Here is a 14308-nt window from a genome sequence, read left to right as displayed (position 1 = left end):
GCTGATGGTTCATCTAGTTCCTTGCGTGGTACCCCGGACCGGATGCCGGGGGAGGAAACGCCTTTCTCGCCTGGTTTGCTCGTAAAAGCACGGCATCCATGGAACGCCTGGGCCCGGGCCGAAAGTTCCGGATGCGATGCGGGTCATCGGTGATGACGGATACAGAGGGTCGGTGAGACCCGGTGCGCGACGGGCCCGGTTTCCGTGGGGCTCGCCGTGGACCGACGGTGACACGGCCCTCTGCACGTGAGAACCCATCGCTGTCGACGGTCATTCCCCGGTGGCCGGTGCCGGAGGTGACGGCTGGGCCGGTTCCTCGCGCGGCCCCTCTCCCTGGCGGCCTCATGGCCTGTGGGATCTGTGTCACCGGGGTCGTTACAGCCACGGACTTTACCACAGGGCCGTGGCCTATTCGTGACGTGAGCGACGCAAGGTCGTGCCCGGTCGCTTTGCCGTCCCTGTGACCGATGGTGTAGGGGTCACGCCCGGCGTAGGGACTCCTCACCGTCGGACGCCGGTTCCGGCTCCCGATCCTGGCGCTGGATCGCCCACACACAGGCCGAGAGGGTCAACGGCACCGCCACCGTCAGCGCCAGGGCGGGGATGGCCACCCCGGAGTCGTTGGCCGCGAATCCCACGAGGGCGGTCACGAGGGAACCGGTGAGACCCGCCCGGAGTGTCGGAGCGTACTCGTAGGCGTGTTGCAACGCCCCGATCCGCCATTTCGTTGGCCGGTTGAGGACAGCGAAGAGGAACACCAGCGCCCCCGCCGACAGCAGGGTGAGATGCCAGTTGCCCAGGGTGCCCAGCATCGCCTCCAGCTTGCGGACGAGCACGGTTCCGGCCTCACCGTTCACCACCTGCTCGGCGAACGCGCCGAAGTGGCTCCGGTCCTCGACGGGGCGCAGGTGATCCATCCACGACAGCAGTGCGATCACCGTCACGGCCGTGACCCCGATCACCGTCAGGCGTGGCACGGTGATCCGCGCGCCCGCGATCATCATGGTGGTCACCGCCAGACCGGGGATGAGCGCGATCACCCCGCCGAAGTCGGTGCCCAGACCGGGCCAGCCGATGATGAGCACCGAGGCCACCCCGATGACCAGGGTGGTGACCACCGCGGTCCGTCGCAGCCCCCGACCGATGAGGACGTGCGCGATCCCGGCGACCGCCATGAGCATGCCGGTGGCGAAGGTCGCGAACGCGATGTTGCCGATCCCGTAGAACCGGCCGGCCACGATCGGGGAGTACCCGGTGGGCGAGTTCATCTGCAGGTGCGCGCCGAAGCACAGGTCCAGGAACAGCACCAGGGTGGTCGCGCCCGCCACCACCGTCATCGGCCCGAGTATGGTGCGCCGCCATGGGCCCGCCATGGCCAACGCCACCACCAGCGCGTCCACGGCCAGCACCGACGCCAACAGCGCCAGGGGCGGGGTGTCCGCCGCCCACCACGGGATGAGGTTGGCCAGGTAGCTGGCGACCGGGAAGGCCGCGCCGGCCAGCGCCACCACCCGGGTCACCGACAGCACCAGGGCCCGCTTACCGCGCTGGTGGTCGGAGTACCGGTGCAGCGCGTAGGCGGCCGCCGCGTAGATCAACAGTTGGAGGACGACCAGTCCGCTGAAGAAGCCGGGGATGGACGCGCCCACGACGACCGCGGCGGTGTTGAAGTCCACCAGCCGCTCCACCGCGGCCTCCGTCGTCGCCGGGCGTTCGTTCAGTTGCCAGACCCTGCCGCCGGTGGGCGTCTCCGGACGGAGGCCCAGGGCGTGGAGCACGGTCACGGTGGTGTCGGTGAGGACCACCAGGCCGGGCCTGCGCGTCGACTCCGAGGCCAGGTAGGAGGCGGGTCCGGCCAGACCGTGATCGGTCATGTCGGCGGTCATGGCGACGGTCAGCCGGGACGGCCCGCTGTCCATGGACACGCCCGCGACCATCAGTGAGGCGCCGGTGGGCAGGGCGCTCGTCACGGCGGCGAACCGGGCGTCCAGGGACGCCAGCGCCTCCTCGCGCTCCCACTCCGGCACGTCCTCGGGCAGCGGCTCCGACGGCTCCTCCCCGTCGACACCGGGCTCGGGGTACAGGCGGGTGAGTTCGGGCAGTTCCACCACGGCCAGGGACACCCCGTCGAGCCGCTCGGGGGTCACCTCGCGCGCCGACTCCAGGTAGTGGTCGACCCGGCCGGAGGTGTCCGCCGCGCCCAGTGCCGCGCCGGGGCCGGCCGCCAGGGTCAGACCGCCGTGGTCGCGCACGGTCCCGCCGAGCAGGCCCACGGGCGCGTCGAAGGCCGACGCCCGGTTCTGCGCGACCAGCGCGGCGTGGCCGGGCACCACCGCGCCCGAGCCGTCCGGGATCGGTTCGGGTGCGGGCTCACAGACGGTGAACCGTTCCCGCTCGGCCAGGGAACGCTGCCCTGCCGAGACCGACAGCCAGCCGTCGGTGGGGCAGGTGCGGGAGGTGGCCGTGCGGATCGACACGTTGCCGATCGCGCCGTCCCCGGCCATCCGCCACAGGGTGGGGGTGTGTTCGGGGGTGACGTCCTCCCAGAGCAGTCCGGGGATCCCCACGAGGACGACCGGAGTGGTCCGGGTGAGGTCGGCGTCGGGGGTGGTCGCCGGTTCCGACGCGGAAGCGGGTGCGGAGGCCAGCAGGGCCACGCCCGCCAACAGGACCCCGCACAGACGCGACGCCCAACGTGTGCCGAGCCCGGTACTCGGTGACATGGCGGCCCCCCGATCGCGCGTATCACCCTGGTGGTCGGGCTCACCCTAGTGATCGAGCGTGCCCACCGAGGGAAAACGGCGATACGGCGATTCCGGGTGAAGCGGCCGGTCGGGCCTCGGGGGCCGTTCCGATCGTGCGGGCAGAAGCGCCCTCCGACCCTCGCTCAGTGCCCCAACCCCCACCGTTCGAGGGCCGCGTCGGTGTCGGGCAGCGGTCGTGCGCGGGTGACCCCGCCCGGTGTGCGGTCGAAACGCGGGGCGGGACCGGACACGATCCGACCGCCCTCCCGTACGAGCGCGCCACGGGCCCGCACGTGCGGGTGGTCGGGGGCCTCCTCCAGGGACACGATCGGCATCACGCAGGCGTCGGTGCCCTCGAACACCGCACCCCACTCGTCCCTGGTCCGTGTGCGCAGGACCTCGGCGAACCGGGCGCGCAACCGGGGCCACGCCCGGGTGTCCCACTGGTCCGGCAGTTCCTCGTCTGCCAGACCGATCCCCTTCAGGAACGCCGCGTAGAACTGCGGCTCGATGCAGCCCACCGAGACGTGACGGTCGTCGGCGCACGCGTAGACGTCGTACCAGGGCGCCCCCGTGTCCAGGTAGTTGGTGCCGCGCTCGTCGCGCCACTCACCGCGGGCACGGTCCTCGTGCACCATCGACATGAGCAGGGCGCTGCCGTCCACCATCGCCGCGTCGACCACCTGGCCGCGCCCGGAGCCCTGCCGTTCCACCAGGGCCGCGAGGATGCCCGTGACGGTGAACATGGTGCCGCCGGCGAAGTCGCCGAGGAGGTTGATCGGTGGGACCGGGGGGCCGCCCGCGCGCCCGATGGAGTGCAGGGCGCCGTTGACCGAGACGTAGTTCATGTCGTGCCCGGCCGTGTGGGCCAACGGGCCCTCCTGCCCCCAACCGGTGACGCGTGCGTACACCAGCCGGGGGTTGAGCGCGCGGCAGTCGTCGGGGCCCAGACCGCGCCGCTCCAGCACCCCGGGGCGGAAACCCTCCAGCAGGACGTCCGCGCGGGAGATCAGGTCACGGGCGAGCGCCAGTCCCTCCTCGGACTTGAGGTCCGCGCCGACCACCGCGCGACCCTCGGTCATGTGCGGGCCCGGCGCGCCGGAATGGGCGGCCTCGACGGCCCCCGGGCGGTCGATCCGGATGACGTCGGCTCCCATGTCGGCGAGGAGCATGCCCGCCATCGGCGCCGGACCGATCCCGGTGAACTCGACGACGCGGATTCCGTTGAGGGGGCCCATGGATGCCTTTCGCGGGGAACTGACCAGAACGACGTTCGGGTCATTGTGCAGGCCCGTCCCGTCCGGCGCCAAGCCGACCCTCGGGCGGGGGTGCCGGGGAAACACGAGGGGAAACGCGGGGGCTGAATCCGACAAAAAGGGATCGGCGGACTATGTTCCCGATGCCGACGCCTATATTCGGTCAATATCAAAAGGCGCACGCGACTCGGTGTTAATGTGACCCTGTCCTGCTGTCGATGGCCCGAAACCCCCGTTCAGAGCCTCGCAGAACAGGCGGAATCTTCCCAGAGCCTCTCAAGTCCCCCCGGGGTACCCAGAGGGGTTCTGCATTTTTCGCACCAAGAGAAAGGTGATCGACTCATGCCCGAAAAACCCGGGGTCAGGGGTCGGGGCGAACGTCGTGCCAAGGGTCGCCGGCGCGTCCGCTCCGCACCGCCCGTGTCCCGCCTCGTCGTGGCCGCCGTCGCCACGGGCGCGATCACACTCGCGCTCGCAGGCGGTGGTACCGCCCTCGCCATGGACCAGGGCGTCACCATCGACGCCGACGGTGAGGAGACCACCGTCCGCACCTTCGGCGGTACCGTCGCCGACGTCCTGGAGGACGCCGGCATCGAACTCGACGAGCACGACGCCGTGGCCCCCTCCCCGGACACCCCCGTCGGCGGCGGCGACCACGTCATCGTCCGCTCTCCGCGACCGCTCACCGTCGAACTCGACGGGCACCGGCACGAACACCGCGTCAACGCCGCCACACTCGATGAGGCCTTCGGCCAGATCGGCCTCGACCCCGAGGGCGTCGAACTCTCCGAGGCGCACACCACCGCCATCCCGGCCGACGGCCTCACCGTCACCGCCGAACGCGCCCCCCGCATGATCGTCATGTACGACACGGTCCGGTCCGAGACCCGCACCACCGGCGGTACCGTCGCCGACGTCCTCGACGCCGCCGGGGTCGACCTCGGTGAGCACGACATCGTCAGCCCGGAACCGGACGAGGCCGCCGAACCGGGCATGGTCGTGCGGGTCCTGCCCGTGCTCGACGCGCCCGAGACGGAGGAGGTCGTCATCGAGGCCGAGACCGTCGAGCAGGACGACCCCGATCTGCCCGAGGGCGAACGCGAGGTCGTCACCGAACCCGAGGACGGCCTCAAGGAGGTCACCACCGCGACCGTCCTGCGCCACGGGGAGGAGGTCGAGCACGAACTCTCCGAGGAGGTCGTCACCGAACCGGTGGAGGGTCTGGTGATGATCGGCACCAAGGTGGAGGAGGACCCCTCGACCCCGCCCCAGGGCGGTGGCGAGGCCGGTGGGCTCAACTGGGCCGGACTCGCCCAGTGCGAGTCGGGCGGCGACCCCTCGGCGGTCAACTCGGCGGGCGGCTACTACGGCCTCTACCAGTTCAGCGTCACCACCTGGGAGTCGGTCGGCGGCAGCGGCCTGCCCTCGGACGCGAGCCCGGGCGAACAGACCCAGCGCGCGCAGCAGCTGTACAACACCGTCGGCGGGAACTGGCAGAGCCAGTGGCCCCACTGCGGGGTGCACCTCCACGAGTGAGCACGGGACCGGGCGGGTGCGGGCGCCATCGCGCGGGACGAGCGGGTGGGCCGTGGCCGGCAAGATGTGTGGGTGACACAGACACCCGCACCCGACCCCGACGACCGTTCCCGCCTGCTCACCCCCGCCGACGTACGTGAGCTCGCCGAACGGTTCGACATCCGGCCCACCAAGACCCTGGGCCAGAACTTCGTCATCGACCACGGCACCGTCCGCCGCATCGTCCGCGTCGCGGGCGTGGGCGCCGACGACGTGGTCGTCGAGGTGGGGCCCGGGCTCGGTTCCCTCACCCTCGCGCTCCTGCCGCACGTGCGGCAGGTGACGGCGATCGAGATCGACCCGGCGCTGGCCACGGCGCTGCCCGGCACCGTGGCGGCCCACGCGCCCGACCTCGTCGACCGGCTCACCGTCGTGCCCGGAGACGCCATGCGCATCGCCGAGGTCCCCGGGCCGGCCCCCACCGCGCTCGTGGCCAACCTGCCGTACAACGTGTCGGTGCCCGTCCTGCTGCACCTGCTCGAACTGCTGCCGAGCCTCGAACGGGTCCTGGTCATGGTGCAGTCCGAGGTCGCCGACCGGATCACCGCCACCCCCGGTGGGCGGATCTACGGGGTCCCCTCCGCGAAGGTGGCCTGGTACGCCACCGCCAAACGCGCCGGCGCCGTGGGGCGCAACGTCTTCTGGCCCGCGCCCAACGTCGACTCGGGGCTGGTGGAACTCGTGCGCCGTCCCCAACCCACCACCAAGGCCCCCCGAGCGGACGTCTTCAGGGTGATCGACGCCGCCTTCGCGCAGCGCCGTAAGACCCTGCGGGCGGCCCTGGCGGGCTGGGCGGGGTCGCCCCCCGCCGCGGAGGACGCCCTGCGCGCGGCCGGCGTGAACCCCAAGGCCCGGGGTGAGTCCCTCGGCATCGAGGAGTTCGCGGCCATCGCCGAACACCGTCCCGCGTAGCCGCCGCTCGTCACACGAGAACACCGCCCCGACCTGCGCGGGGCGGTGTTCCGTCGTTCGGGGCGGACCGGGGACGGCCTCCTGCGTCAGTCCTCGGAGCCGGTGTGCCCGGACCGGTCCGATCCGGGCTTTCCCCCGGCGGTGTCCGGAGCGCCCGGTGCGCTCGCGTCCTCGGCTCCCCGCGGCCCTCGCGTCGCGCCCGAGCGGTCCGGGCGGGCGCGCAACAGCGCCCGCGCCACCCCGGCCAGGCCCAGACCCGCGATCAACACCGGGACCAGCCACACGGTGTCGAAGCCCCAGGATCCGCTGCCCTGGACGGCGAACACGATCGCCAGGCCGAGGAACAGCACACCGGCGACCAGCGAGCCACCGTCAATCCCGCGCTTGGTCATAGCGCACCTCCAGTACTCCGAGCCGGGTGTCGGCGCTCACGTTCACCACGGGCACGTCGGTGCGGCCCGTCGTCGCGGACTCCTCCTCGCTTCCCGGCGTCCGCTCCCCGCCGGTCCCGTCCGCGGACTCCGGTGGGGGCAGCGGACCGACCGGCTCGAACGTCGCGTCATAGACGAGGTCGTACCCCGGCAGGTCGTCCTCTCCCTCGTCGGGCATGTGCACCGCACCGAACAGCACGTACCCCTCCAGCACCACTCGCACGTCCTCGGGCACCACCACGACCGTCACCCCCAGGTCGGTGCCGGCCGTCACGTCCACGCTCTGCCCGGGCTCCAGTTCGCGGCCGAGGTCCGTCAGGTCCAGGGTCCCCTGGCCCAGGGTCACCCGCATGGTCTCCGACTCGGCCTCGGCGACCGACCCCGGTCGCCAGACCTCACCGCCGATCCGCCACTGCGTGACGTCGGTGCCGTGCACGGTGAGCGCGCCCAGCACCGCGAGGGTCCCCAGGGAGGCGAGCCCACGAGGGTCCCCGACCCAGGCGCCGAGCAGCGCGTACAGGCCGACCACCGCGATCACCGCGGCCATGAAGTAGACCCCGAGCTGCGGTCCGACCAGCAGACCCACCGCCCCCGCCTCGGAGAACGGTGGCCCCAGACCGGGCGCGACGAGCACCCAACCGACCGCCATGACCATCACGGTCCAGGCCGCGAACACGGTCAACCGCGCGCACCGGGCACCACGTGCGTTCCGGGTGCCCTTGTGGTCCTGACACCCGGTCCCCGGGTGGTCCCGGCCACCGTCCTCGTGGTCGTCGTCCCCGTCGTCGGAGTCCTCCTCCACGTCGTCCTCGACGTCGCGCGAGGTGCGCTCCGACACCACCGCCAGGTCCACCGGGCCGTGCGGGGCCGAGGCCCACGGCTGCGCCGGGTTGTAGTAGGCGGCGCTGGGCTGTGGTGTCGTACCGGTCGGCGGTGGTTCCCGTTCGGCCAGGTCCTTGCGGAGCGCCGTCAGCGACGCCCGCAGGTCCACCCCGCGGTTCCGGGCGGTCAACAACCCCAACACCAGGGGGACGGCGAGGATCATCGTCCCCCAGCCGAACCCGCCCACCAGACTCAGGGCGGTCGCCGCCATCAACCCCACGGCCAACAGCTTCGGCACCGCCCGGGACGGGATGGCCCGGTCGAGCATCTGCTCGAACGTGGCCGGACCGCCCTGGGGGTCGCGCATCAGGACCCACGCCGCGATGTACAGGAACAACCCCGTACCCCCGGCGAACACCGTCAGCACGAACCCCGTACGCCACAGGACCGGGTCGATCCCCGTGTACGCGCCCAACCCGGCGCACACACCGGCGATCACCCGATGGTCGTCGTCGCGGCGCAGTTCCGGCCCGGTCTCGGGCGGAACCTCCGCGGAGGCAGGCGTGTCAGGGGCCTGACTGTCGGTCATCGTCGCTCACCGCACCTTCCTCATGGAACCATCGTCACCCCTGGCACGTCCAAGAGGGAATCCGGGACGACCCTGAACCCACCCTGACCGCCCCACCCCGCGGACCCCGGGTGCGTCCCCGATGTCGGCGCCTCCCGCACAAGGCATGCTGGAGACCTGGGGAAGGGCGCGCCCACGGGTGCGCCGCACGTAACGGGACTTCGGACGAAAGCGGTGATCGGGCGGTGGCAACGACGGCCGTGGGAACCCCTCGGCTCACCCGCGCGGTCGACGGACGCCTGTTGGGCGGGGTCGCCGCGGGCGTGGCCGAACACCTGCGCATCGATCCGGTCGTGGTCCGGCTCGCCTTCATGGCGCTGGGCGTCGGAGGCATCGGTGTGGCCGTCTACGCGGCCCTCTACTTCCTCCTCCCCGTGCAGGAGGTCGAGGAGAACCCGGACCCGGCCACCGAGAACCGACGCAAGGGTCGCGACCTCTCGCAGATCATCGCCTACGTCGGTCTGGCCACCGCCCTCGCGGCGCTCTTCCTCGTCTTCGGCGGCGTCTTCGACCCCCTGCTGTGGTTCATCGTCTTCGGCGCGCTCGGCGCCACCATCCTCTGGCAACAGGCCAACCCCGCCCAACGCGACGAGTGGATGACCAGCACCGTCAGCCGTGCCGGCCCCAAGGGCCTCATGCGCACCGGCGCCGGCGTCCTGCTCATCGTCACCGGCGTCATCGGCTTCATGGTGTTCCAGCAACAGCTCCAGGACGCCCGCGCCGGACTCAGCTTCGCGTTCACCCTCCTGGCCGGCATCTCCCTGGTCGCCGCCCCCTGGATCATCGGGCTGGTCCGCGACCGCGACGCCGAACGCCGCGAACGCATCCGCAACGCCGAGCGCGCCGAACTCGCCGCCCACATCCACGACTCCGTCCTGCACACCCTCACCCTGATCCAGCGCCGGGCCGAGGACCCCCGCGAGGTCCAACGCCTGGCCCGCGTCCAGGAACGCGCCCTGCGCAGCTGGCTCTACCAGCGCCCCGCCGACGCCGAGACCACCGTCTCGCCCGCCCTCGAACGCGTGGCCGCCGAGGTCGAGGAGGAGCACGGCGTGCCCATCGAGGTGGTGTGCGTGGGGGACTGTCCCATGGACGACGGGCTCGGCGCCCTGCTGCGCGCCGCGCGCGAGGCCATGGTCAACGCCTCCAAGTACGCGGGAAGCGACACCCTCTCCGTCTTCGGAGAGGTCGAGGAGAAGGAGGTCCTCGTGTTCGTCCGCGACCGTGGGGCCGGCTTCGACCTCGACGCCATCCCCGAGGACCGTATGGGCGTGCGCGGGTCCATCCTCGGGCGCATGGACCGCCACGGCGGTTCGGCCCGCATCCGCACCGAACCCGGCGAGGGCACCGAGGTCCAACTCAGGATGCCCCGCATCCTCGACCTCTGATGCGGTTCCGGTCGCGGTAAGGTCCAGGTGTGGGAGAAGAGAGCACGACCTTCAGTGACGGAGACGCGATTCCCCGCGTCGTGATCGTGGACGACCACCGACTGTTCCGCAGCGGTGTGCGCGGCGAACTCGGCGACACCGTCGAGGTCATCGGTGAGGCCGGTGACGTCGACAGCGCCGTGCACGTCATCGGTGAGGCCCAGCCCGACCTGGTCCTTCTCGACGTGCACCTGCCCGGCGGCGGGGGAGTGGAGGTGCTGCGGCGCGTTCTCGCCAAACACCCCCAGATCCGGTTCCTCGCCCTGTCGGTGTCCGACGCCGCCGAGGACGTCATCGGGGTGGTGCGCGGCGGGGCCCGCGGCTACGTCACCAAGACCATCTCCGGCAAGGACCTGGCCAACGCCATCGTGCGCGTCGCCGACGGCGACGCCGTGTTCTCACCGCGCCTGGCCGGGTTCGTCCTCGACGCCTTCTCCGCCACCGACGCGCCCCCGGTCGACCCCGAGCTGGACCGTCTCACCCAGCGCGAACGCGAGGTCCTGCGGCACATCGCCCGCGGCTACGCGTACAAGGAGGTCGCCAAGGAGCTGTTCATCTCCGTGAAGACCGTGGAGACGCACGTGTCGTCGGTGCTGCGCAAGCTCCAGCTCTCCAACCGGCACGAACTGAGCCGCTGGGCGACCGCCCGCCGGCTGGTCTGACGGGCGGTCGCGGCGCGGGGCACGGCACGCACGTGCACGCCGCCCCCGCGCCCGACGGACCCGCGGACCCCGCCGTCCTCGCGACTCAGCGCAGGGCGTCGAGCATCAGGTCCAGGAACGCGTCCTCGGAGACCGAGGTGACCACCCGGCAGGCGCGGCGCTCGTCGGTCCGCGGGCGCGGACGACGGTCGGCCACCGTCATCCCCCGGGTCAGCGTCCCGGTCAGCTCCACCCGGACCGGTGCCTCGAACGCCTCGGTGACCAGGTGCGGGTCGGCCAGCACCGCCGCGGCCAGGGGGTCGTGCATCGCGCACTGGCGCAGCCCGAAGATCCCCTTGTAGAACTCCGCGTAGAAGTCGAGGAACGCCGAAGTGCGCTCCGCGCGATCCCCGGGCACCTCCTTCAGACGGTCCAGCCACTCCGCGGTGGCCACCGTCTTCATGGTGATGTCCAGCGCCACCAGGTCCAGGTCGAACCCGGCGGCGAACACCGCCTCGGCCGCCTCCGGGTCGTTGACGATGTTGGCCTCGGCGTGCGAACCCACGTTGCCGGCGACCTCCACGGCCCCGCCCATCACCACGAGGCGACGGACGAGCTGCGGCAGCCGCGGCTCCAGACCGATCGCCAACGCCACGTTGGTGAGCGGGCCCACCGCCAGCACGTCCAGCTCACCCGGGTTCTCCCGGGCCAGACGCACCAGCAGCTCGGCGGCGGACTCCGCCACCGGCTCGCCCTTGGGATCGGGCAGTTCGACGTCGCCCAGGCCGTTGCCGCCGTGCACGTGCTCGGCCAGCCGTGGCGCCTGCACCAACGGTCGTTCCGCGCCCACGGCGACCGGAACCTCCGGCCGGCCGTACAACTCCAACAGGCGCAGCGCGTTCTGCGCGGTCACCGCCACGGTGTTGTTGCCGAACACGGCACCGACACCGAGGATCTCCACCTCGGGCCGCGCCGCCAGGTACGCGAGCGCGACGGCGTCGTCGATCCCCGGGTCGCAGTCGACGAACACACGTGTGGTCTCCCGGTCAGACAAGACCCATCTCCCCCTGAAAAATGACATGAGCCGGGTGGGAAAAGAGCGCACCCGGTGTGAAACCAGACTAGAACGACTTCCGGAGCACTCCCGCGACCGACCACCCCCACGAGGGTGGACGGGACCGTCACCGGTCGGCCGTAACCTGGAGGACGTGTCCTCCCAAGAGCAGCTTCTCGAAGGTCTCAACGGTCCCCAGCGCGACGCCGTCACCCACTCCGGCTCGCCGCTCCTGATCGTCGCGGGGGCCGGGTCGGGCAAGACCCGGGTCCTGACGCACCGCATCGCGCACCTGATGGCCGAACGCGGCGTGCGCCCCGGCGAGATCCTCGCGATCACCTTCACCAACAAGGCCGCCGCCGAGATGAAGGAGCGCATCGAGGCGCTCCTCGGCACCCGCGCGGCCAACACCATGTGGACGATGACCTTCCACTCCGCGTGCGTGCGCATCCTGCGCAGGGAGGCGCACCGGCTCGGCTACCCGAGCAGTTTCACCATCTACGACGCCGCGGACGCCTCGCGGCTCATGCAGCTGGTCTGCAAGGAGATGGACCTGGACCCCAAGCGGTTCCCGCCCAAGTCCTTCAGCTTCCAGGTGTCCAACCTCAAGAACGAACTCGTCGACTACGACACGTTCGCCGAGCAGGCCCAGAACGAGCAGGAGAAGAAGCTCGCCGAGGCCTACCGGCTGTACCAGCGCCGCCTCCACGAGGCCGGCGCCATGGACTTCGACGACCTCATCATGGTCACCGTCAACCTCTTCCAGATGTACCCGGACGTCGCCGAGTACTACCGGCGCCGGTTCCGGCACGTGATGGTCGACGAGTACCAGGACACCAACCACGCGCAGTACGTGTTCGTGCGAGAGCTCGTCGGCGCCGCGGAGGGCTCCGACACCAGCGTGGTGCCGGCCGCCGAACTGTGCGTGGTGGGCGACGCGGACCAGTCGATCTACGCCTTCCGCGGCGCGACCATCCGCAACATCCTGGAGTTCGAGCGCGACTTCCCCGACGCGCGCACGATCCTGTTGGAGCAGAACTACCGCTCCACCCAGAACATCCTGTCGGCCGCCAACACGGTGATCGACCGCAACGAGGGCCGGCCCGCCAAGAACCTGTGGTCCGAGCAGGGCGAGGGGCCCCGGATCATCGGCTACGTCGCCGACAACGAACACGACGAGGCGGCCTTCGTCGTCGGGGAGATCGACAAGCTGACCGACGAGGGCATCGTCGCGCCCGGTCAGGTCGCCGTCTTCTACCGGACCAACGCCCAGTCCCGGGTGTTCGAGGACGTGTTCATCCGGACCGGTCTGCCCTACAAGATCGTCGGTGGTGTGCGCTTCTACGAGCGCAAGGAGATCCGCGACATCCTCGCCTACCTGCGGGTCCTGTCCAACCCCGAGGACACCGTGAGCCTGCGCCGCATCCTCAACGTGCCCAAACGCGGCATCGGGGCCCGGGCGGAGGAGTCCATCGAACTGTTCGCCGCGCGCGAGCGCGTCACGTTCGCCCAGGCGCTGCGACGCGTGGACGAGGCCCCCGGGATCGCCACCCGCTCGGCCAACGCGATCCGCAACTTCACCGCGCTGCTCGACGAACTCACCGCGGTGGTGCCCGGGAGCACTCCGGCGGAGATCGTCGAGGCGGTGCTGAGCAAGACCGGCTACCTGTCCGAGCTCACCGAGTCCAAGGACCTCCAGGACGAGAGCCGGGTGGAGAACCTGGAGGAGTTCGTCGACGTCGCCCGCGAGTTCGAGAACACCTTCGCCGCGCTCCTGGAGGACGAGGCGATGCTCGAAGGTGAGGAGAACCAGGGCATCGACCCCGGTGAGCCCACGCTCGTGGACTTCCTCGAACGCATCGCCCTGGTCGCCGACACCGATCAGATTCCGGACGAGGACGACGACGGTGGTGTGGTCACCCTGATGACCCTGCACGCCGCCAAGGGACTGGAGTTCCCCGCCGTCTTCCTCACCGGCATGGAGGACGGGGTGTTCCCGCACACCCGGACCCTGGGGGACAAGACCCAGCTCGAAGAGGAACGTCGGTTGGCCTACGTCGGCATCACCCGAGCCCAGGAACGGCTGTACGTCAGCCGGGCCGCGGTCCGCAGCGCGTGGGGGACGCCGTCGTACAACCCGGCGTCCCGGTTCCTGGACGAGATCCCGGTCGCGCTCGTGGACTGGCGGCGTGCGGAGTCCACCCTGGCCGCACCTCCTAGCCGGAGTATCGGTGGTGGCCGTGGCGGCGGCGGTCTCAGTGGGGGCGGCGGCTTCGGCGGCACCTTCGGCGGGGGGCGGAAGCAGGCCGCCAAGGAGGCGCCCACCCTCAGTGTCGGCGACCTCGTCAACCACGACTCCTTCGGTATGGGGCGGGTCCAACTCGTCGAGGGGGCCGGGGACCGGACCAAGGCCCGCATCGACTTCGGCGCCGACATCGGGGAGAAGGACTTCCTCGTCAAGTACGCGCCCATCGAGAAGCTCTGACCGCTGCGCGGGAGGAACCGGCCGGACGTGCCTTGGGTGCGTACCGGCCGGACGCGTCTTCACGACGTGTAAGCCATGACACCGACGCGTTCTCCGGAACCCGTCACAAGCACTCCCACCCAGGGGTACAGTTGGTCAAGACCGAGCGACACGAACGCGAATCTTCGCGGGCGGGCCGGTCTCCCTCTGAGAAGTCAGCCTGGTCCGAGCGGTGCTCGGGGCATGTAAACTCGCAGAGTCGCTTCGAAAAAAGCCCCGCGGAAACGCGCAGGCCGTAACGGAGCACACGGGGTCCTTTACCCCGATCGGGAATACCGAAACCGCCAATTCGAC

10 protein-coding genes are annotated in these 14308 nt (G+C 71.0%); 5 read left to right on the top strand and 5 right to left on the bottom strand.

The features are described 5' to 3' along the window. Nucleotides 1-479: 479 nt before the first annotated feature. Nucleotides 480-2723 (bottom strand): hypothetical protein, encoded by a 2244-nt coding sequence (locus tag DSY14_RS02235; protein ID WP_211714717.1) that lies wholly within the window; start codon nt 2721-2723, stop codon nt 480-482. A 164-nt stretch (nt 2724-2887) separates the two neighbouring features. Further along, the gene (locus DSY14_RS02230; RefSeq protein ID WP_211714716.1) at nt 2888-3982 is read right to left on the bottom strand and encodes a CaiB/BaiF CoA-transferase family protein; all 1095 of its coding nucleotides are present in this window, start codon (nt 3980-3982) and stop codon (nt 2888-2890) included. A gap of 360 nt (nt 3983-4342) precedes the next feature. On the opposite strand from DSY14_RS02230, the gene DSY14_RS02225 reads away from it, so the two are divergent. Together DSY14_RS02225 and rsmA are read left to right on the top strand one after the other, a co-directional pair. Next, complete coding sequence (locus DSY14_RS02225) at nt 4343-5536, top strand: resuscitation-promoting factor (RefSeq protein WP_211714715.1); 1194 nt, start codon at nt 4343-4345, stop codon at nt 5534-5536. Between the two features lie 66 nt (nt 5537-5602). Further along, nucleotides 5603-6487 (top strand): 16S rRNA (adenine(1518)-N(6)/adenine(1519)-N(6))-dimethyltransferase RsmA, encoded by an 885-nt coding sequence (rsmA, locus tag DSY14_RS02220; protein WP_211714714.1) that lies wholly within the window; start codon nt 5603-5605, stop codon nt 6485-6487. Nucleotides 6488-6573: 86 nt separating this feature from the next. Here the strand turns inward: rsmA and DSY14_RS28605 are convergent, their stop codons facing one another. Both DSY14_RS28605 and DSY14_RS02210 read right to left on the bottom strand, forming a co-directional pair. Beyond that, nucleotides 6574-6879, bottom strand: a complete 306-nt coding sequence (locus DSY14_RS28605) for a hypothetical protein (protein WP_249187194.1) — start codon at nt 6877-6879, stop codon at nt 6574-6576. Then, nucleotides 6860-8329 carry a PspC domain-containing protein gene (locus DSY14_RS02210; RefSeq protein ID WP_211714713.1) on the bottom strand — a complete coding sequence of 490 codons (1470 nt, stop codon included), beginning with the start codon at nt 8327-8329 and terminating at the stop codon, nt 6860-6862. The genes DSY14_RS28605 and DSY14_RS02210 overlap by 20 nt, the downstream gene beginning before the upstream one ends. A gap of 224 nt (nt 8330-8553) precedes the next feature. Here DSY14_RS02210 and DSY14_RS02205 point away from each other — a divergent pair, with 224 nt between their 5' ends. Together DSY14_RS02205 and DSY14_RS02200 are read left to right on the top strand one after the other, a co-directional pair. Next, nucleotides 8554-9756, top strand: a complete 1203-nt coding sequence (locus DSY14_RS02205) for an ATP-binding protein (protein ID WP_211714712.1) — start codon at nt 8554-8556, stop codon at nt 9754-9756. A 29-nt stretch (nt 9757-9785) separates the two neighbouring features. Further along, a complete protein-coding gene (locus tag DSY14_RS02200) occupies nt 9786-10457 on the top strand; it encodes a response regulator transcription factor (RefSeq protein WP_211714711.1) in 672 nt (223 codons plus the stop codon). 85 nt (nt 10458-10542) lie between these two features. Here the strand turns inward: DSY14_RS02200 and DSY14_RS02195 are convergent, their stop codons facing one another. Continuing rightward, complete coding sequence (locus DSY14_RS02195; protein ID WP_211714710.1) at nt 10543-11517, bottom strand: nucleoside hydrolase; 975 nt, start codon at nt 11515-11517, stop codon at nt 10543-10545. Between the two features lie 127 nt (nt 11518-11644). Here DSY14_RS02195 and pcrA point away from each other — a divergent pair, with 127 nt between their 5' ends. After that, complete coding sequence (pcrA, locus tag DSY14_RS02190; protein ID WP_211714709.1) at nt 11645-13975, top strand: DNA helicase PcrA; 2331 nt, start codon at nt 11645-11647, stop codon at nt 13973-13975. Nucleotides 13976-14308: the final 333 nt, after the last annotated feature.

This window comes from Nocardiopsis sp. MG754419 (genome assembly GCF_018207095.1).
Taxonomy (GTDB): domain Bacteria; phylum Actinomycetota; class Actinomycetes; order Streptosporangiales; family Streptosporangiaceae; genus Nocardiopsis.
Note: the sequence above shows the minus strand (reverse complement) of the source record. Positions and strands in the feature narration are given on the sequence as shown.

What these genes read in the sequence shown, in the direction of transcription:
- DSY14_RS02235 (WP_211714717.1), bottom strand. Translation starts at nt 2,723, where the DNA reads ATGTCACCGAGTACCGGGCTCGGCACACGTTGGGCGTCGCGTCTGTGC.
- DSY14_RS02230 (WP_211714716.1), bottom strand. Translation starts at nt 3,982, where the DNA reads ATGGGCCCCCTCAACGGAATCCGCGTCGTCGAGTTCACCGGGATCGGT.
- DSY14_RS02225 (WP_211714715.1), top strand. Translation starts at nt 4,343, where the DNA reads ATGCCCGAAAAACCCGGGGTCAGGGGTCGGGGCGAACGTCGTGCCAAG.
- DSY14_RS28605 (WP_249187194.1), bottom strand. Translation starts at nt 6,879, where the DNA reads ATGACCAAGCGCGGGATTGACGGTGGCTCGCTGGTCGCCGGTGTGCTG.
- DSY14_RS02210 (WP_211714713.1), bottom strand. Translation starts at nt 8,329, where the DNA reads ATGACCGACAGTCAGGCCCCTGACACGCCTGCCTCCGCGGAGGTTCCG.
- DSY14_RS02195 (WP_211714710.1), bottom strand. Translation starts at nt 11,517, where the DNA reads ATGTCATTTTTCAGGGGGAGATGGGTCTTGTCTGACCGGGAGACCACA.